The organism is Rhizobium sp. BK316 (genome assembly GCF_014193695.1).
Taxonomy (GTDB): Bacteria; Pseudomonadota; Alphaproteobacteria; order Rhizobiales; family Rhizobiaceae; genus Rhizobium.
In genome coordinates, this window is sequence record NZ_JACHZR010000010.1 from 32,999 (window position 1) to 51,649 (window position 18,651).

The following is an 18,651-nucleotide window of genomic DNA, read 5'->3' on the forward strand; positions in this document are numbered from 1 at the left end:
AGCATGACCGTCAGACAAGCCATGGTGCTGGCCGCGGGACTCGGAACCCGCATGCGCCCGATCACCGACACGATTCCGAAACCTCTGGTGAAAATCGGTGGAAAGCCGATGATCGACTATGCGCTGGATTCACTTGTTGGTGCCGGCGTTGAACGCGCTGCCGTCAATGTTCATCATTTCGCCGATCAGATGGAAGACCATCTGAGACATTATCGCGGGCTCGATATCCTCATTTCCGATGAGCGCGATGCGCTGATGAATTCCGGCGGCGGTTTGGCAAAAGGTCTCAAGCTGCTCGATCGGGAGCTGGTCTTCGTGATGAATGCCGACCTTTTCTGGATCGGTGAACCCGCGGGGCAACCGAGCAATCTACAGCGCTTAGCCGGATTCTTCGATGCGAAGCACATGGATATGGCGCTTCTCTGCGTGCGTATCGAAGACACGACGGGTCATAACGGCAAGAACGATTTCAGCCTTGCCGCCGACGGACGGCTGACGCGCTATCGCGACGATCCCTCCAACCCAGTCGTCTATGCCGGCGCGATCGTCATGAGCCCTGCGCTGCTCGACGATGCGCCTGAAGACGCCTTCAACCTCAATATCTATTTCGATAAGGCGATTGCCCGAGGCAGGCTTTTCGGCATGCTGATGAACGGCCATTGGCTGACCGTTGGCACGCCTGATGCGATCGGCGAAGCAGAGGAAACGATCCGGCGGTTCCGGACGTTTGCGTGACGAATGGCGGAGCGGCACCAGCCACGCATTCTCACGATCCCGTCTGGCGTTCCCTTCCTGAAAACGCTGGCGGCATCGCTCTGCGATGGACGCCTGACGCCACTCTTCCGGCATGATCCTGGCGATCCGCTGTCTCTTGCCAAGGTGACGATCTATTTGCCGACGCGGCGTGCCGTACGCGTGCTGCGTTCGGAATTCGTCGATCTACTCGGCGGCCGTTCGGCAATCCTGCCGGTCATTCGCCCGCTGGGAGAGACAGATGACGACAGCGGCTATTTTGACGAGGCGCTGCCCGCAACGATCGACCTTGAGCAGCCGCTTTCCAATACGGCACGGCTTCTGGAGCTGGCGCGGCTGATCCTTGCCTGGCGCAACAAGCTGCCCGAGATCGTCCGGCACATCCATTCGGAATCGCCCCTCGTCGCGCCCGCCAGCCCGGCGGACGCCATCTGGCTTGCCCGCAATCTGGCGGAACTGATCGATTCGATCGAGACCGAAGACCTCGCATGGTCTGAGCTCGCAAAGCTCGATACCGGCGACCATGCAGCCTGGTGGCAATTGACGGCCGAATTCCTGCAGATCGCCAGCGCTTTCTGGCCGGATCGACTTGTCGAGCTCGGCCGTTCCTCACCGGCCCGCCATCGCAATGCCATTCTGCGCGCCGAGGCCGCCAGGCTCTCGACGATGAAGCCTGCCGGGCCGATCATCATCGCCGGTTCGACGGGTTCGCTTCCTGCCACCGCCGACCTCATCGGCGCCGTGGCTTGCCTGCCTGAAGGCGTTATCGTACTCCCTGGTCTCGATCTTTCCATGCCGGAGGAACATTGGCGTCTGGTCGCGCCCGATCTCCTACCGGGCCAGCGGGCCAATCCGGCAAGCCGCACGCATCCGCAATATGGTCTTGCCGTACTCTTGAAGCGCCTGAAGCTCGCTCGCGGGGATGTGCATCCGATCGAGGAACCGGAGGCCGACCTGCGCCTCCGTGCCGAAATGCTCTCGTGCGCGCTGACGCCATCCGAAGCGACAAGCGGATGGGGCGAATGGAAAAAAGGCCTGACCGAAGGCGCAGTCGCCGACGCATTCGCGGATGTTTCGATGATCGAAGCCGCAAATGAACGTGAGGAGGCAACCGCGATCGCCGTTGCCCTGCGGCTTGCGCTCGAGCGGCCGGGCAGCGACGATGAAAGCCGGGCGGCGCTGATCACGCCGGACCGCAATCTTGCCCGCCGGGTCATGGCGGAGCTTTCCCGGTTCGGCATTCTCGCCGACGATTCGGCCGGCACGCCGCTTTCGGCAACGCCACAGGGAACGCTGCTGCAATTGCTGCTGGAGGCGAGTTTACGTCCCGGCGATCCCGTTGCCATCGTCTCGCTGCTGAAACACCCGCTTGCCCGCTTCAGGCTGGAGCGCGACTTTCTGACAAGCTCGGTGGAAGCGCTGGAACTTCTGGCGCTGCGCGGCGGTGTGGCGGAGGTGGATATAGGATCACTCGAGCCGTTGCTCGACCACCAGCTTGCTGAACAGGCGCTCGACAGGCATGCGCCGGTTTGGCGCAAATCGTTGCCGCCAGGGGCTATCGATATGGCCCGACAGCTTGCCCGGCAGGTGGGATGCGCCGTCGAGCCGCTCGTATCGGTACTGGCGCGGCATCCCGGTAACGACGGCCATTCGAAAGGCATTATGCTTTCGCAATGGGCCGAACGAACGGGCCGCGCTCTGGAAGGCGTCGCTGCCGATGAACACGGTAATCTGGCCGGCCTCTGGTCCGGAGAGGCTGGCGATGCCCTTGCAAGCCTGCTTGGTGAGGTGATCGATACTGACGGCCAGATGGAGGCGGAGGGGCCGCAATGGATCGATATCATGCAGGCGTTGTCGGCCGGACATGCCGTCAAGCCCGGTGCGCTCAGTCACCCTCGCCTCTTCATCTTCGGCACGCTGGAAGCCCGCCTGCAGAATGTCGATACGCTGATCCTCGGCAGTCTCAATGAAGGATCGTGGCCCGGCCAGACCGCCAACAACCCCTTCATCTCCCGCATGATGAAGACGGAAATCGGGCTGGAGCCGCCGGAACGGCGCATCGGCCAGCTGGCACATGACTTCGAGATGGCGAATGGCACACGCCATCTGATCTATTCACGCGCCTTGCGCCAAGGTTCGACGCCAACGGTCGCCTCCCGGTGGCTGCAACGGCTGATGGCTCTCGGTGGCGAGGACTTCGAAGAGCAATTGCGCAAGCGGGGCGCGCGCTTCGTTCACTGGGCAAACCAGATAGACATCGGTGACAATCAGGCGCCAGCGCAGAGGCCCTCTCCAAAGCCGCCACGGGAACTGCAGCCCAAATCCTATTCCTTCAGCGAAGTCGGTCGGCTGCGCCGCGACCCTTATGCGATTTATGCGCGACGCGTGCTGCGGCTCGATCCCGTCGACCCGTTCAATCGCGATCCGGGCGCGGCAGAACGCGGTACGCTCTACCACAAGATCATCGATCGTTTTGTTCGCGAAGGCCATATAGCAGGAACGCCGGAGGCGGCAGCGGCGATGGAAATCGTCCTGACCGAACTCTTCGACATGGAGCAGTTGCCGCCGCATATCGACGCCGTCTGGCGGCCGCGCTTCCGCGAAGTCGCGCGCGCTTTCCTGAACTGGGAGGCTGGGCGGCAGCCTGATGTGCAGAAGAGGCTGACGGAAGTCAGGGGCGGCATCGAACTCGATGGGATCGATATCCGGCTCACCGGCGTTGCCGACCGTATCGATATCAAGGGGCCAAACAGCGCCGACATCATCGACTACAAGACTGGCTACAACCCCTCTCCGACACAGGCCCGCGCCTTGCTCGACCCGCAGCTCGCGCTTGAGGCCGCGGCCCTTCAGGCCGGCGCCTTCCGTGATGCCGGCAGCCTCGTACCGAATGACCTGCTCTATGTCCGCTTGCGGCCGGGCAGCCGCTTCCTGGTGGACAAGGTCAATAATGAGGAGGCCAACAGCGACAAGGCAAAATCGGCAATGCAGCTTGCCGAGGAATCGATCGATCAACTCGTGAAATTCGTCACCCTGCTGCAGTCGGGCGAAAAGGGCTTTACCTCCCGGCTGATCCCCGCCCAGCAATTCGACTTCGGTGGCGATTACGACCATCTCGCCCGCGGTGCGGAATGGGCGACCGCCGATCCGGATGGAGGCGGCGATGATTGATCCGACCGCGCTTCCCGAGGGTGACGATCCCGGCACCTGGATCGGCTGGACGACGATCCAGCAGGCGATTGCCTCCGATCCCACCCGCTCGGCCTGGGTATCGGCCAATGCCGGCTCCGGCAAGACACACGTCCTGACGCAGCGGGTCATCCGGCTGCTGCTTGCCGGCGCACGTCCGTCTGCGATCCTCTGCCTCACCTATACGAAGGCCGCCGCTTCCGAAATGTCGAACCGTGTCTTCGAGCGGCTGGCGGAGTGGGCGATTTTTCCCGATGAAGAACTCTCCAAGCGCATCACCCAGATCGAAGGTCGTGAGCCGGATTCTCTGAAACTTGCAGAAGCTCGGCACCTGTTCGCCAAAGCGCTGGAAACGCCAGGCGGGCTGAAGATCCAGACGATCCACGCCTTTTGCGAAGCGCTTCTGCACCAGTTTCCGCTGGAAGCAAACGTCGCCGGGCACTTCTCGGTTCTCGACGACCGGGCAGCCGCAACGCTGCTGGCCGATGCGCGCCGCTCGCTGCTGACGGCAACGGCGCCGGAGAATGACCCGCCCCTCGCTGAGGCCTTCGCCTATGTGCTCAATCTCGGCGATGAATTCGGGCTTGAAAATTTGCTCGGCGAGATCGTTGCCAACCGCAACGCCATACGCAGCTTCATGACCGCAGCCGAACAGCACGGCGGCGCCGACATGTTGCTGCGAAAGAAGCTCGGGCTCTCACCCGATGATACGGAAGAGGGACTGGCCGAACGATACTGGCCGCTTCCGGGGCTCTCGGGTACGGTGCTTGAGCTCTACCTGGCGCTCGCAGCTGGCAAGGGCGGAGCGAAGGCGCAGGACGTCGCCGAAGGCCTGCGCAGTGCAGCGCGCGAATCCGACATCGCGATACGGATGCAGATTCTGGAGAAGGTTTTTCTGACGTCGAAGGGTGAGCCGAAGACGGACGGGCAATTCTTCGTAAAGGCCATGCTTGCCGAGGCGCCACAGCTTGCCGATGCGATCGCCACGGCACGCGCTCATGTCGTCAATTGTCGGAACCGGCTAAAGATAATGCGGATGCATACGGCAACGCATGCCGCTCTCGTGCTCGCAGATCGCCTGAACGGGGATTACGAGGAACTGAAAAAGCAGCGCAGCCATCTCGACTTCGAAGATCTGATCACCCGCACTGCCGATCTGCTCACCAAGAGCGGCGTCGGCCCGTGGATCCATTACAAGCTCGACCAGGGTATCGACCATATCCTCGTCGACGAAGCGCAGGATACCAGCCCCATTCAATGGAGCGTCATCCAGTCGCTGGCAGAGGATTTCTTCTCCGGCGAAAGTTCGCGGCCCGCGGTTCGCACGCTGTTTGCGGTGGGCGACGAAAAGCAGTCGATCTACTCCTTCCAGGGCGCACGGCCGGAGCGGTTTTCCGAGGAGAAGGAGCGGACGCAGCGCCGGGTGCAGAATAGCGGCCTTGACTTCTCGACGGTTCGTTTGCCGCTCTCTTTCCGCTCCACGTCTGACGTCCTGCTCGCTGTCGACCATATCTTCACCCCGCCGGACAATGCGCGAGGTCTCGGCATGGAGCCGGTCGTTCATCGGTCCAGCCGTATCGGCCATCCCGGCGCCGTCGATCTCTGGGAAATGGTCGTGCCTGATGTCATCGTGAAGGATGAAGACTGGACCGCTCCCTTCGACGCGACACCAGAAAGCGCCCCGGCTGCCATCCTGGCGCGGCGCATCGCCCATACGATCGGTACTCTCGTCGGCCGCGAAACGATTATCGAAAAGGGCAAGGAACGCTTCATCGAGGCCGGTGATGTCCTCGTTCTCGTCCGCAAACGCGACGCCTTCGTCAATGCGCTGACGCGCGAACTTAAACGGCGCGGCGACATTCCCGTTGCCGGCGCGGACAGGCTTGTGCTGACCAGCCATATCGCCGTGCAGGATCTGATGGCACTTGGGCGTTTTCTTCTCTTGCCGGAAGACGATCTCTCGCTTGCTGCCGTCTTGAAGAGCCCGCTCTTCAATCTCTCGGAAGAGGATATTTTCGCGATCGCTGCGCTGCGCAACGACAATGAAAGTGTCTGGGACCACCTTCGCAAATATGCGGCCGACGGCAATGAGCGGCTTGGCGCGGCCGTCGCAAGGCTGGAACTCTTTCTCGCCCAGTCCCGAAACCTCTCAGTCCATGATTTCTATGCCCGGGTTCTCGGCAGCCATGGCGGCCGGCGTCAGTTTTTGGCTCGGCTCGGCACCGAGGTCAGCGATATCCTGGACGAATTCCTCACCTTTGCGCTCGATCATGAGACGTCAACGCTTCCGGGCCTGCAATCCTTCATCTCGACGCTGGAACTCGAGGCGCCGGAAGTGAAACGCGAGCAGGACAAGGGTCGAAACGAGGTGCGCATCATGACGGTGCATGCCTCCAAGGGTCTTGAAGCGCCGATCGTCTTTCTGGTGGACGGAGGTTCCAAGGCCTTTACTCACACGCATCTGCCAAAACTGCGGCTGATCGACGCCGAACCGGGCGAGCCGCCGATACCGGTCTGGATTCCGGTCAGCGATCTCGGCAATTCGCTGACATCGAGCGATGCGGCCCGCATTCAGCTGCTTGCCGAGGAGGAATACCGGCGCCTGCTCTATGTCGCGATGACGCGCGCCGCCGACCGGCTGATCGTCTGCGGTTATCGCGGCGTGCGCCTGAACAACGATACCTGGCATCTGATGATCTCCACCGCGCTCAGCGAAGAGCATCCGCATGTCCAGAAAGCGAGCTTTTCAGGCCCTGATGGGGAATGGGAGGGCGTCCGCTGGCGTGTGCAACAGGTCGAACGCAGCTTCGAGCGGATGGATCGCAGCCCGGAACAGGCAAGCGGCGAAACGGTCCCGCCGGACCTTTTCCGCCCTCTTCCGCCGCAGAAACAATTGCCGCGGCCCCTCAGTCCTTCCGGCGCTGGCACGATCATTGATGAGGAGGCCGATAATCTGCTGGTGACCTCACCGCTCTTCAGCGACCCTGAAAGCAGCGATCGTTCCCTGGAAAAGGGCCGCCTCATTCACCGGATGCTGCAGGCACTTCCGGATATTCCAGAGGAGGAGCGGACTGAGGCGGCAAAACGTTATGCCGAACGCGCGGCGCGATTCTGGCCGACAGTCGAACGGAGAGCTCTGGTCGATTCGGTTATGAAACTTTTGGAAGATCAAAGGCTACGAGCCGTCTTCAACGTCCATGCGCAGGCCGAGATTTCGATCATGGGAACGTTGACGCTGGAGGGACGGGACTATGCGGTTTCCGGCCGTATCGACCGGCTTGCTGTCCTGCCCGAAAGCGTCGTTATCATGGACTACAAGACAAATCGTGTGCCGCCGGTGAGCGACGAGGCCATCCCCTTCGCGCACAAGGCTCAGCTTGCGATCTACCGGGAAATTCTGAAGCCGCTCTATCCTGCCAAGCGGATCGATTGCATCCTGGTATATACGGAAAATGCTACCATCCATATGCTCAGTGAGCAGGCTTTGGCTTCTGCACTTGCAGGACTCAACACAAAGTGAAATATCGGACATTGAAATTCCGGCACCGCACCCTCACATCTTGTCCAACAGCAAATTCCGGTAAAGGAGCAGCCTATGGCTACCGTTAAGGTCGATATCAACAACTTCCAGTCAGAAGTTCTGGAATCGGCAGAACCCGTCGTCGTCGATTTCTGGGCCGAGTGGTGCGGTCCATGCAAAATGATTGCTCCGAGCCTCGAAGAAATCGCCACGGAACTGGCCGGCAAGGTCAAGGTTGCCAAGCTCAACATCGATGAAAACCCGGAACTGGCTGCCCAGTTCGGCGTTCGCTCGATCCCGACGCTTGCGATCTTCAAGGGCGGCGAAGTTGCCGACATCTCTGTCGGTGCAAAGCCGAAGACGGCGCTTTCCAACTGGATTTCCAGCGCATCCTAACGATATCGATGAATTCGATGAGAAAGGCCCGGCATCTGTCGGGCTTTTTCATTTGGGCGGCGTGCCGTTTTCCGCCAGCACATCGCCGACGAGATAGAGCGAGCCGCCGATCAGAATACGCGGCGGTGGCGCTGCCGAGTCAACGGCCGAGGCGATAGCATCCAGAGCGTCGGTGACGGATGACATCGGTTCTGCTACAAGGCCGGCATCGCAGGCAGTATTGGCGAGAATGACCGGATCGATCGTCGCTTCGCTGCCACGGATCGGCACGCAATAGACCTTTTCCACCAATCCGGCAAAAGCCTTGAAATAACCGACCGGATCCTTGGTGTTGATCATGCCCGAGATCAGGAACAGCGGGCGCGGTTGACGCTCTTCGAAATTCGCCATGGCTTCGGCGATCACTTCACCAGCCCCCGGATTGTGGCCGCCATCGACCCAGATTTCCGATTTCGCCGGTGCATGGCTCAACAGCTTGCCTTTCGTCAGCCTCTGCAAGCGACCGGGCCATTCCACCGTCTCCATCGCCTTTTCCATCATCGGCTCGGTGACGGTAAAGCCCGCAGCCTTGACGGCCCGGATGGCGGCTGCGGCGTTCGCATATTGATGCCGGCCGGGAAGGCGCGGCAATGGCAGGTCGGCGAGGCCGAATTCATCCTGATAGATCAGTCGGCCATATTCTTCATGTGCCATGAAATCCTGACCGAAGACGGCGCTCGGGCAGTTCAGCCGCTCGGCGGTCGACATCAGCACGTCAAGCGCCGCGTCATATTCCTGATGCCCGATGACGACGGAATGGCCGCGCTTCATGATTCCGGCCTTTTCCGCCGCGATCAGTTCCACGCGATCACCGAGATGCGGCTGATGATCCAGCGAAATCGGCATGATGACTGAAACGGCAGGATCTTCGATGACATTTGTCGCATCGAAACGACCGCCAAGGCCGACTTCAATGATCGCGGCATCAGCCGGATGTTCGGAAAAAAGAATGAAAGTGACGGCCGTCAGTATTTCAAAGACGGTGATATTCTCACCATCATTGGCCTTCGCCACCCGCCGCAAGTCTTCGGCAAAGACGGCATCGTCAACCAGTTGCCCACGCCCACCGGCAACGCCCAGACGGTAGCGCTCATGCCAGTTTACGAGATGTGGGGACGTATGGACATGAACGGCATAGCCGCCTGCCTCCAGAAGTGCGCGGCAAAAGGCCGATGTCGAACCCTTGCCATTGGTGCCGGCGATATGAATGACGGGAGGAAGATTGCGCTCGGGATTGCCGAGTGCTTCCAGAAGACGCTTGATGCGGTCCAATGACAGATCGTAGCCCTTAGGATGCAATCCCATGAGCTTTTCGATCTCCTGCGCCGCCTCACTCACCGAGATCTGGCCTCTGTCCGTCATCGGCCCGCCCTATCTTGTGAGGTCTGCTGCTCAGGCGCTCGCCGCCAGAGCAATCACCCCATTGGCATCATTTGCAGCCGAAACCGGCTTCTTGGTCAGGATCTTCAAGAGGCGCGCCAGCGTCTCGGGGATATCGTGACGTTTGACGACCATGTCGACCACGCCGTGCTCCAGCAGATATTCCGATGTCTGGAAGCCCTCGGGGAGCTTTTCACGCAGCGTCTGTTCGATGACGCGCTTGCCGGCAAAGCCGATTTCGGCACCCGGTTCGGCCAGATGAATGTCGCCAAGCATGGCATAGGATGCGGTCACGCCGCCGGTGGTCGGGTTGGTCAGAACCACGATATAGGGCTGGCCCGCTTCCTTGAGCATATCGACGGCAACCGTCGTGCGCGGAAGCTGCATCAACGACAGGATACCTTCCTGCATGCGCGCACCGCCGGAGGCCGGGAACATGACGAGCGGGCACTTTTCCGCAATCGCACGTTCGAAGGCTTTGACGATCGCTTCGCCGGCAGCCATGCCGAGCGAGCCGCCGATGAAGTTGAATTCATGTACGACCGCGACCAGCTTCAGGCCCTGCACATTGCCGAGACCGGCAAGGATCGTGTCTTCCTGCTCTGTCTTAAGGCGGCTGTCGCGCAGACGGTCGCTATATTTCTTGGAATCGCGGAACTTCAGCGGGTCCTGGGCGACCTTCGGCTGCGGCAGGGCTTCGTATTCGCCCTTGTCGAACAGGTCGGCAAGGCGCGCCTTGGCCGGCATCTTCATATGATAGCCGGAGGCAGGAATAACCCACTTGTTGCTTTCCAGGTCCTTGTGGAAGACCATCTCGCCCGTCTCCGGGCACTTGATCCAGAGGTTCTCCGGCACTTCGCGACGGCCCAGCATGGAATTGATCCGCGGGCGAACGTAGTTGGTGATCCAGTTCAACTCGAATACTCCTGATTGACTAGTGCCAATGTGGGGAAACTATTCGGCAGCAACAAGGCGCGCCGAACGCGTTCCTGTGGAAAGACCCCGAACCAGCGTCGCAACGGCCTGAACCGTATCAGCCGTCGCCTTTCCATCCGCCGTCAGGCTGGTGGCCACCTGATTAACGATCGCGGTACCGACGACCACGCCGTCAGCCGAGGCGCCGATGACCTTTGCATGTTCCGCCGTCTTGACGCCGAAGCCGACGCAAACGGGCAGATCAGTATGCTCCTTGATGCGCTTGACCGCACCCGAAACCAGCGACGGATCCGGCAGGGCCGAACCGGTGATGCCGGTCATCGAAACATAATAGACGAAGCCCGACGTGTTTTTCAAAACGGTCGGCAGGCGCTTCTCGTCCGTCGTCGGCGTCGCCAGGCGAATGAAATTAATGCCCTTCCTCAACGCCGGGATGCAGAGCTCATCGTCCATTTCCGGCGGCAGGTCGACGACGATCAGGCCATCGATGCCGGATGCCAGCGCATCGTCGAGGAACTTCTCGACGCCGTAGATATAGATCGGGTTGTAGTAACCCATCATGACGATCGGCGTCGTGTCATTGCTCTTGCGGAAGTCGGCAGCGAGCTGCAGCGTCTTCTTCAGCGTCTGACCGCCCTTCAGGGCGCGCTGGCCGGCCAGCTGGATCGCCGGACCATCGGCCATCGGATCAGAGAACGGCATGCCGAGTTCAATGATATCTGAACCGGCTTCCGGCAGCGCCTTCATGATGCCGAGCGAGGTCTCGTAGTCGGGATCGCCGCCCATGAAATAGGTTACGAGCGCCGGGCGGCCTTCCGCCTTCAGATCGGCGAAGCGTTTATCCATACGTGCGGTCATATCTCTTTACTCACCCATTCCCAGGATCTTGCCGACGGTGAAGATGTCCTTGTCGCCACGGCCGGAGAGGTTCATCAGGATGATCTCGTCCTTGCCCATCTTGGGCGCACGCTTGATAACTTCGGCAAGCGCATGCGAAGGCTCAAGCGCCGGAATGATGCCTTCGAGGCGCGTCAGCGTCTGGAAGGCATCGAGCGCCTCATGATCCATGATCGGCACATATTCGGCACGACCGATATCGTTCAGCCACGAATGTTCCGGGCCAATACCGGGATAATCGAGACCAGCCGAGATCGAATGGCCTTCCTTGATCTGCCCGTCATCGTCCTGCAGCAGATAGGTACGGTTGCCATGCAGCACGCCGGGCGAGCCGGCGGTGATGGAGGCGCAATGTTCATCACCCTGCAGCCCTTTGCCGCCGGCTTCGACGCCGACGATCTTGACGTCCTTATCATCAAGGAAGGGATGGAAGATGCCGATCGCATTCGAACCACCGCCAACGGCAGCGATGACGAGATCAGGCAGGCGGCCTTCGGCCTCAAGGATCTGCTCTCTGGCTTCCGTGCCGATGACGGCCTGGAAATCGCGCACCATTTCCGGATAGGGGTGCGGGCCGGCGGCGGTGCCGATCAGGTAGTAAGTGTTGTCAACGTTGGTGACCCAGTCACGCAGCGCCTCATTCATCGCATCCTTCAACGTGCCGCTGCCAGCCGTAACAGGCTTTACCTCGGCACCGAGCAGCTTCATGCGGAACACATTCGGGGCCTGGCGCTCGACGTCGGTCGCCCCCATGTAGACGACGCAGGGCAGGCCGAAGCGGGCGGCGACGGTGGCGGAGGCCACGCCGTGCTGGCCGGCGCCGGTCTCGGCAATGATGCGCGTCTTGCCCATGCGTTTGGCAAGCAGGATCTGGCCGATGCAGTTGTTGATCTTGTGCGAACCGGTATGGTTCAGCTCTTCACGCTTGAAATAGATCTTGGCGCCACCGAGATGCTCCGTCAGGCGCTCGGCATAATAGAGCGGGCTCGGACGGCCGATATAGTGGGCGCCGAGATGCTTCAATTCCGCCTGGAATTCCGGATCATCCTTCGCCTTGTTCCACTCTTCCTGCAGATCGAGGATCAGAGGCATCAGGGTTTCGGCCACAAAGCGGCCCCCGTAAATGCCGAAGCGGCCGTCTTCGTCGGGACCGGCGCGGAAGGAATTCGGTTTAGGCGTCTCGTTCACTTTCAACTCCCTGAGGTCGTTTCAGGCATACACGCCTGTTCAACCGCATCGAAAAACTCATCGATCATGTCCAGGCTTTTCACACCCGGAGCGCTCTCGACACCGGAAGCGGTATCGACACCCGGAGCCCTGGTCATCGCCAGCGCCTGCCCGACATTGGCCTTGTTGAGCCCGCCTGACAGCATGTAGTCGACGCTGCCGTCAAGCCAGGTGAGCAGACCCCAATCAAAGGAAACGCCATTACCACCCGGTAGTTCAGAGTCTTTGGGCGGCTTGGCGTCGAAAAGGAAGCGGTCGGCAATGCCGATATAGGCCTCAACCCTTTTCAAGTCATCGGCAGTACGGACCGACAACGCCTTGATGACCGGGATGCCATACACCGCCTTGATGGTCAGCACGCGCTCGGGGCTCTCGCTACCGTGGAGCTGCAGCATGTCGGGGCGCAAAAGGGCTACGATTTCATCGAGATCGTCATTGGTTGGATCAACCACGACAGCAACGATCTTCGCCTTGCCACGCGCCGGCTCAGCGAGCTTGCCGGCAATATCGGGCTCAACGTAACGCGGGCTCTTCTGGAAAAAATTGAAGCCGATGTGTGTCGCTCCGCGCTTCAATGCGCGCTCGACAGTCTCAGGCGTCTTCAAACCGCAGATTTTGATATCCGGTCTCATGGCAGCGAAGTGACACGAAACGGGCGAAGAGTCGAGCCAATTTGCAATGCTGGCCGCATTTAACGCGGCGCTTAATCGAAGTCGATCGCGTGCAATTGGCTGCCGTGACGCTTCAGCCAGGACTTCGCCTCTTCCATGTGCGGGCAAAGCCTCTTGCAGAGCGCCCAGAAGTGTGGACCGTGGTTCATTTCCTTCAGATGCGCAACCTCATGGGCGGCGAGGTAATCGATCACCGAAGGTGGCGCCATGACAATGCGCCAGGAGAAGCTCAGATTTCCTTCCGAAGAACAGGAACCCCAGCGGCTGCGGGTATCCTTCATGGAAATCGAGCGGATCGGCGCCTTGATGGAGCCGGCATGCAGGCGCGACAGTCTCTCAAGATCGGCGCGGGCTTCCTTCTTGAGGAAGGTCGCGATGCGCCGGCCGATATGTTCCGACATGCCGCTGACGCGAAGCACCGGTTTGCCGTCCAGCATGACGGCCTCAGTCAGGCCGCGCAAGCTGCCGGTGTGCTCGATGCGATGTCTGATACCGCGAAAGAGAATTTCGCCACCGTCGCGCAGACCCGTATCTGTCGAGAATTTCGCGAGCTTGGTCAGCAGCCAGCCCTGATGCCGATCGAGGAAAGCGTTGACTTCGCGGGCAGCAAGCCCCTTCGGCACCGTCATCTTCAGTGCCCGGCCGCCTGGCTCAATGCGAAGCGTGATCCGGGTTGCCCGATCATGCTGCTTGATCGTCAAGGGCATGAGGCGGCCGGCGACATCGAGCGTCCGCGTTTCGGGCGGCGCCGGTTTTCTTGTCGGGCGGCGGATCTTCGGAAGCGGAAACATAGGGATTTTCTATACGATTCGGCGGAAATCCGCGCAAAGAAAAACCGGCATCGGAAGCGATGCCGGCCGTAGATTTTCTGTGATCACACTTTACGGCGTCTGGTACTCTGCGACTGGACCATTGTCGTCGCGTCTGCCGTTCTTGCGCTCGCGCATGAAGCGGTCGAATTCTTCCTGATCCTTGGCGCGGCGGAGCTCGCGCAGGTAGGAATCGAATTCCTCACGCATTTCATCGAGCTTGCGGCGCTCCTCCTCGATACGATCGAGCTCGGCCTTGCGCCAATCGTCGAAGGCGACGTTGCCCGTCGAGAAATGCGGGCGGTGACGGCCATGCGAACGGCGGCAGCCTGCAAAGAAGCCATCGGTCGCCTGGTTCACGTCACGCTTGAAGCCGCGCAGGCGCTCGCCGAAGATGATGTAGGCAAGCATGGCCAGCCCCAGAGGCCAGAAAACCATGAAGCCAAGGATCATCAAGGCAACGGTAGCCGGAGTCCAATCCGGGCGAAGCAATGCTGACTGGTTCATCGTGCGGTATCCTTGCGTTCAACACCCGACACGATGCCGAGTGCTGGAAAACCAGATGGTTACCGCTGAACCGGCCTTCAAGACGATTTCAGGTTAAATCGGACAAGGCTTTGAATCGATGACATTAAATCAGCGTTTTCTAACTCACACCGATTTGCCGCCCTTGATGACCCGCTGGACCGGTGGTTTCGTCGCACGGGAATGCTGGCGCGTGAAGGAGACGATACGGGGCGCAATCTCGCGGCGGAAGCGGGAACCGTTGAAGACGCCGTAGTGGCCGACATCCGGCTGCAGGTAATGCATGCGCATCTCCTGGGGAATGTTCATGCAGATGGTCTGCGCAGCCTGCGTCTGGCCGACACCCGAGATATCGTCATTCTCGCCCTCGACCGTCAACAAAGCGACGTTGCGGATCGCTGAAGGGTCGATGCGTTTACCGCGATGCATCAGTTCGCCCCTCGGCAGCGCGTGCTTCATGAAGACCTGTTCGACAGTCTGCAGATAGAACTCCGCAGTCAGGTCCATGACGGCGAGATATTCGTCGTAGAAATCACGGTGCTTTTCTGGCTCGCCGTCGTTCTTCACGAGATGCATGAAGAATTCCTTGTGGGCAATCAGATGCCGATCGAGGTTCATCGACATGAAGCCTGAAAGCTGCAGAAAACCGGGATAGACGGGGCGCATGAAGCCCGGTTGCGGCCAGGGCACGTTCATGACAACGTTATCGGCAAACCATTCGAGCGGGCGCTCCTTGGCAAGCTTGTTGACGGCCGTCGGATTGATGCGAGTGTCTATCGGCCCACCCATCAGCGTCATGGACGACGGCGAGAGCGGATCCTTGGCTTCTTCCATGATGGCCGCCGCCGCCAGCACCGGCACCGAGGGCTGACAGACGGCGATGACATGGGTGTCATGACCGAGGAAATGCAGCATCTCGATAACGTAGTCTATGTAATCCGAAAGATCGAAGGTGCCTTCCGTCATCGGCACCATGCGGGCATCGATCCAATCGGTGATGTAGATATCGGCGCTCGGCAGCAATGCCTCGACGGTGCCCCGCAGCAGGGTCGCATAGTGGCCGGACATCGGCGCGACAATGAGAATGCGCGGATCGCCGTTATTGCCGGCCGGCACATCGCGGGAAAAATGCAGAAGGTTACAGAAGGAGCGCGCCCAGACGATTTCCTCGCGCACCGCAACCTTCTTGCCGTCGATCAAAGTTTCGTTGAGCCCGAATTCCGGCTTGCCGTAACGGCGGGTCGTTCGCTCGAACATTTCGAGACTGGCCGAAATAGTGCGGCCCATCGGAGTCTGTGAAAAGGGGTTCAGCGGATTGGAATAGGCAAAACGCATGATATCGGCTGCAGCGCGGAACGGTGCCAACGCTGCATGGTTCAATTCATAAAGCTGGTAGAACATGAAGGGCGCCACCTTTCTCTATCCGGCAAAGACGGCGCCAATTGAAGGGCACCGGGTTCTTTCCGTTAACGCTGGCACATCAACGTAGGCTAACAGGTTTTTGTTGCACAGCAACATAACATTACAATCCGAAAGAAAAATGCCGGAAAATTGATCCCCGGCATTATCTTGGTGCACAAAGTTTAAGCTTTTTAGCCGGAAAAATAGTTAACGATCTGCTACGAAGAGCTGCTTCTGAGTGCCGAGACCTTCGATACCGAGTTCGACGACATCGCCGTCCTTCAGAAAACGCGGCGGCTTCATGCCCATGCCGACACCGGGAGGCGTGCCGGTAGAAATGACGTCACTAGGCTGCAGGGACATGAACTGGCTGAGATAGGAGACCACGAAGGCAACGCCATAGACCATGGTCTTGGTGGAGCCGTCTTGCATCGTCTGCCCGTTGACCTTGAGCCACATGCCGAGGTTCTGCGGATCCTCGACCTCATCCTTGGTGACGAGCCAGGGGCCGATCGGCCCGAAGGTGTCACAAGACTTGCCCTTGGTCCATTGGCCGGAACGCTCGGTCTGGAAGGCGCGCTCGGAGACGTCATTGGAGACGCAGTAGCCGGCAACATAATCCAGGGCCTCGGCTTCGCTCACATATTTGGCGGTCTTGCCGATAACGACACCAAGCTCGACTTCCCAGTCGGTCTTTTCGGAACCGCGCGGAATCTGGACATTGTCGTTCGGGCCGACGATCGCCGACGTTGCCTTCATGAAAATGACGGGTTCGGGGGGCACGGTCGCGCCCGTTTCGGCCGCATGGTCTGAGTAATTCAGGCCGATGCAGATGAATTTTCCGGTGCCGGCAACGCAGGCTCCGATACGGCCAGGGGCCAGTTCCGGCAGGCTCTTCGGATCAAGGGCTGCAATCTTCGCAAGGCCAGCGGGCGTGATCGCTTCGCCGCCGATATCGGCGACATGGGCAGAAAGATCGCGGATCTTGCCATCGGCATCGAGCAGGGCCGGCTTTTCGCGGCCCGCTTCTCCAACGCGCATCAGCTTCATGAATATCCTCCTCATGGAAAGCGGGTGCGCAACCTATGAACGAATTATTCATCGGTGTCATTATGCCTTTCCGCGGAAGCGGTACGCCCGGCTAGAAAATTTCGGTGAGTTGCGGTCCGACGGGAACGATGCGGATGGGATTGAGGCTCTCGATCGAATAATAGCCCCGCTTGATGTGATCGAAATTCACGGTCTCGGCGATGCCGGGCCAATCCAGCATCCGGCGGCAGAAAGCCCTGAGGTTGGCATAATCGGAGAGGCGCCGCAGATTGCATTTGAAGAGGCCGTGATAGGCGATATCAAAACGCACCAGCGTGACGAACAGGCGAATATCGGCTTCCGTCGGATGGTCAGCAAAAAGGAAGCTGCGTCCCTCAAGCTGCGGTTCGATCCAGTCGAGGCATGCGAAGACCTCCGCAAAAGCCTCCTCATACGCGATCTGCGTCGTCGCAAAGCCAGTGCGATAGACACCGTTGTTCAGTGACGGATAAATGCGCTCGTTGAAGGCATCTATCTCGCTGCGCCGAGCGGCCGGATAGAGATCAATGTCGCCATCCGCGAGATCACCAAAGCCGCTGTTCAACATGCGCAGGATATCGGAGGATTCGTTGTTGACGATCGTTGCGCGCTTCTTGTCCCAGAGAACTGGGACCGTCGCTCGCCCGGTGAAATCGGGATCCGCCTTGGTATAGATCTCATGCATATAGGTGGCGCCGTTCAACTCATCCGCAGTCGCGCCGGGATAATCGCCAAAACGCCAGCCCTGCTTGCTGAGCGCCGGTTCGACGATCGAAACCGAAACGGCGTCTTCAAGCCCCTTGAGCTTGCGGCCGATCAGCGTGCGCGAAGCCCAGGGGCAGATATAGGCAACATAGAGATGGTAGCGCCCTGCCTCGGCGGCAAAACCACCCTCGCCCGTCGGACCCGCGCTGCCGTCAGGCGTCACCCAGCTGCGGAAGCTCGATATCTGACGGACGAAACCACCCTTCTCGTCCTTCGCCTGGACCGGCTGCCAGTCTTCGGTCCATTTCCCATTCACCAGCATGCCGTATTTCCTGATCGATCGGATTTGACGCTGCTTTACCGGGAGTTCCTCGCGCGCGTAAGGCCAGTTTCTGGAAACAGATTGTGCACTGGCTGCGACCAAACTCTGCTTGCCAAGCAAGCGAGCGCGGAAATATCACTTAAGTGATCTCCGCGATGGAATCCCCGTCCATCGCCAACTTCCGGAAGCCAGTATGACGAAAGCCAATAGCCGCGAATCCGAATATGCAATCGATCCGATGTTTCTCGACCGCTGGTCGCCCCGCGCCTTTACCGGCGAGATCATCGAAGAGGCTCAGCTGCTGACACTGCTCGATGCCGCACACTGGGCACCGTCCTCCGCAAACATGCAGCCGTGGCGGTTCCTCTATGCATTGAAGGGCTCCGAGCATTGGGAAGAATTCGTGAGCCTGCTCGTCGAATCCAACCAGGAATGGGCGAAGAACGCTTCGGCGCTGATCTTTGTGGTCTCGCGCAGCTTCAACGGCGCTCGCAGCGAGGGACGCTCAAGCTATACGCACTCTTTCGATGCTGGGACAGCCTGGGGCCATCTTGCCATGCAAGCCCGTATTTCCGGCTTCTATGCCCATGGCATGGGCGGCATCAAGCATGACGAGATCAAGGAAAAGCTTGGTGTTCCCGATGGCTATCGCGTCGAAGCCGGCATTGCCGTCGGTCGCATCGCCGACAAGAACACCCTTTCCGAGCGCAACCGCGAGCGCGAATTTCCGAGCCAGCGCAAGCCGCTTTCGGAAGTCGCCTTCAACGGTCATTTCATCGGCAACGATTGATTACAAATAAAAAGCCCCGCAAG

The 18,651-nt window shown here is 59.8% G+C and carries 15 protein-coding genes; 5 read left to right on the forward strand and 10 right to left on the reverse strand.

The window, feature by feature from the left end; all coding sequences use genetic code 11:
* The first annotated feature begins 3 nt into the window (after positions 1–3).
* From FHT87_RS30475 to trxA, 4 genes are all read left to right on the forward strand, one after another.
* Positions 4–735, forward strand: coding sequence for a nucleotidyltransferase family protein (locus tag FHT87_RS30475; RefSeq protein ID WP_183734609.1), 732 nt, complete (start codon positions 4–6; stop codon positions 733–735).
* Between the two features lie 3 nt (positions 736–738).
* Positions 739–3,924 carry a double-strand break repair protein AddB gene (gene addB / locus FHT87_RS30480; RefSeq protein ID WP_183734608.1) on the forward strand — a complete coding sequence of 1,062 codons (3,186 nt, stop codon included), beginning with the start codon at positions 739–741 and terminating at the stop codon, positions 3,922–3,924.
* A complete protein-coding gene (gene addA, locus FHT87_RS30485) occupies positions 3,917–7,462 on the forward strand; it encodes a double-strand break repair helicase AddA (RefSeq protein ID WP_183806438.1) in 3,546 nt (1,181 codons plus the stop codon). The genes addB and addA overlap by 8 nt, the downstream gene beginning before the upstream one ends.
* A 75-nt stretch (positions 7,463–7,537) precedes the next feature.
* Positions 7,538–7,858, forward strand: a complete 321-nt coding sequence (trxA, locus tag FHT87_RS30490) for a thioredoxin (RefSeq protein ID WP_183806440.1) — start codon at positions 7,538–7,540, stop codon at positions 7,856–7,858.
* A 48-nt stretch (positions 7,859–7,906) separates the two neighbouring features.
* Here the strand turns inward: trxA and FHT87_RS30495 are convergent, their stop codons facing one another.
* The 10 genes from FHT87_RS30495 to FHT87_RS30540 all read right to left on the reverse strand — a co-directional run bounded on the left by FHT87_RS30495 (position 7,907) and on the right by FHT87_RS30540 (position 17,838).
* Entirely contained in the window at positions 7,907–9,259 is a 1,353-nt protein-coding gene (locus FHT87_RS30495) for a folylpolyglutamate synthase/dihydrofolate synthase family protein (RefSeq protein ID WP_183806442.1), read from the reverse strand.
* Positions 9,260–9,289: 30 nt separating this feature from the next.
* A complete protein-coding gene (gene accD / locus FHT87_RS30500) occupies positions 9,290–10,192 on the reverse strand; it encodes an acetyl-CoA carboxylase, carboxyltransferase subunit beta (RefSeq protein WP_183734604.1) in 903 nt (300 codons plus the stop codon).
* A gap of 39 nt (positions 10,193–10,231) precedes the next feature.
* The gene (gene trpA, locus FHT87_RS30505; protein ID WP_183806444.1) at positions 10,232–11,071 is read right to left on the reverse strand and encodes a tryptophan synthase subunit alpha; all 840 of its coding nucleotides are present in this window, start codon (positions 11,069–11,071) and stop codon (positions 10,232–10,234) included.
* 6 nt (positions 11,072–11,077) lie between these two features.
* Positions 11,078–12,298: a tryptophan synthase subunit beta gene (gene trpB / locus FHT87_RS30510; RefSeq protein WP_183806446.1), complete on the reverse strand. Its 1,221-nt coding sequence runs from the start codon at positions 12,296–12,298 to the stop codon at positions 11,078–11,080.
* 2 nt (positions 12,299–12,300) lie between these two features.
* Positions 12,301–12,969, reverse strand: a complete 669-nt coding sequence (locus tag FHT87_RS30515; protein ID WP_183806475.1) for a phosphoribosylanthranilate isomerase — start codon at positions 12,967–12,969, stop codon at positions 12,301–12,303.
* 71 nt (positions 12,970–13,040) lie between these two features.
* A complete protein-coding gene (locus FHT87_RS30520; protein ID WP_183734601.1) occupies positions 13,041–13,799 on the reverse strand; it encodes a M48 family metallopeptidase in 759 nt (252 codons plus the stop codon).
* Between the two features lie 90 nt (positions 13,800–13,889).
* A complete protein-coding gene (locus FHT87_RS30525; RefSeq protein ID WP_183734600.1) occupies positions 13,890–14,324 on the reverse strand; it encodes a DUF2852 domain-containing protein in 435 nt (144 codons plus the stop codon).
* A 144-nt stretch (positions 14,325–14,468) separates the two neighbouring features.
* Positions 14,469–15,743, reverse strand: coding sequence for a polyhydroxyalkanoate depolymerase (gene phaZ, locus FHT87_RS30530; protein ID WP_183806477.1), 1,275 nt, complete (start codon positions 15,741–15,743; stop codon positions 14,469–14,471).
* Between the two features lie 207 nt (positions 15,744–15,950).
* Positions 15,951–16,793, reverse strand: coding sequence for a fumarylacetoacetate hydrolase family protein (locus FHT87_RS30535; RefSeq protein ID WP_183806448.1), 843 nt, complete (start codon positions 16,791–16,793; stop codon positions 15,951–15,953).
* Positions 16,794–16,884: 91 nt separating this feature from the next.
* The gene (locus FHT87_RS30540; protein ID WP_183806450.1) at positions 16,885–17,838 is read right to left on the reverse strand and encodes a glutathione S-transferase family protein; all 954 of its coding nucleotides are present in this window, start codon (positions 17,836–17,838) and stop codon (positions 16,885–16,887) included.
* 193 nt (positions 17,839–18,031) lie between these two features.
* Between FHT87_RS30540 and FHT87_RS30545 the strand changes: the two genes are divergently transcribed.
* On the forward strand, positions 18,032–18,628 hold the full coding sequence (locus FHT87_RS30545; protein WP_183734597.1) for a nitroreductase family protein: 597 nt from the start codon (positions 18,032–18,034) through the stop codon (positions 18,626–18,628).
* The last annotated feature ends 23 nt before the right edge of the window (positions 18,629–18,651 follow it).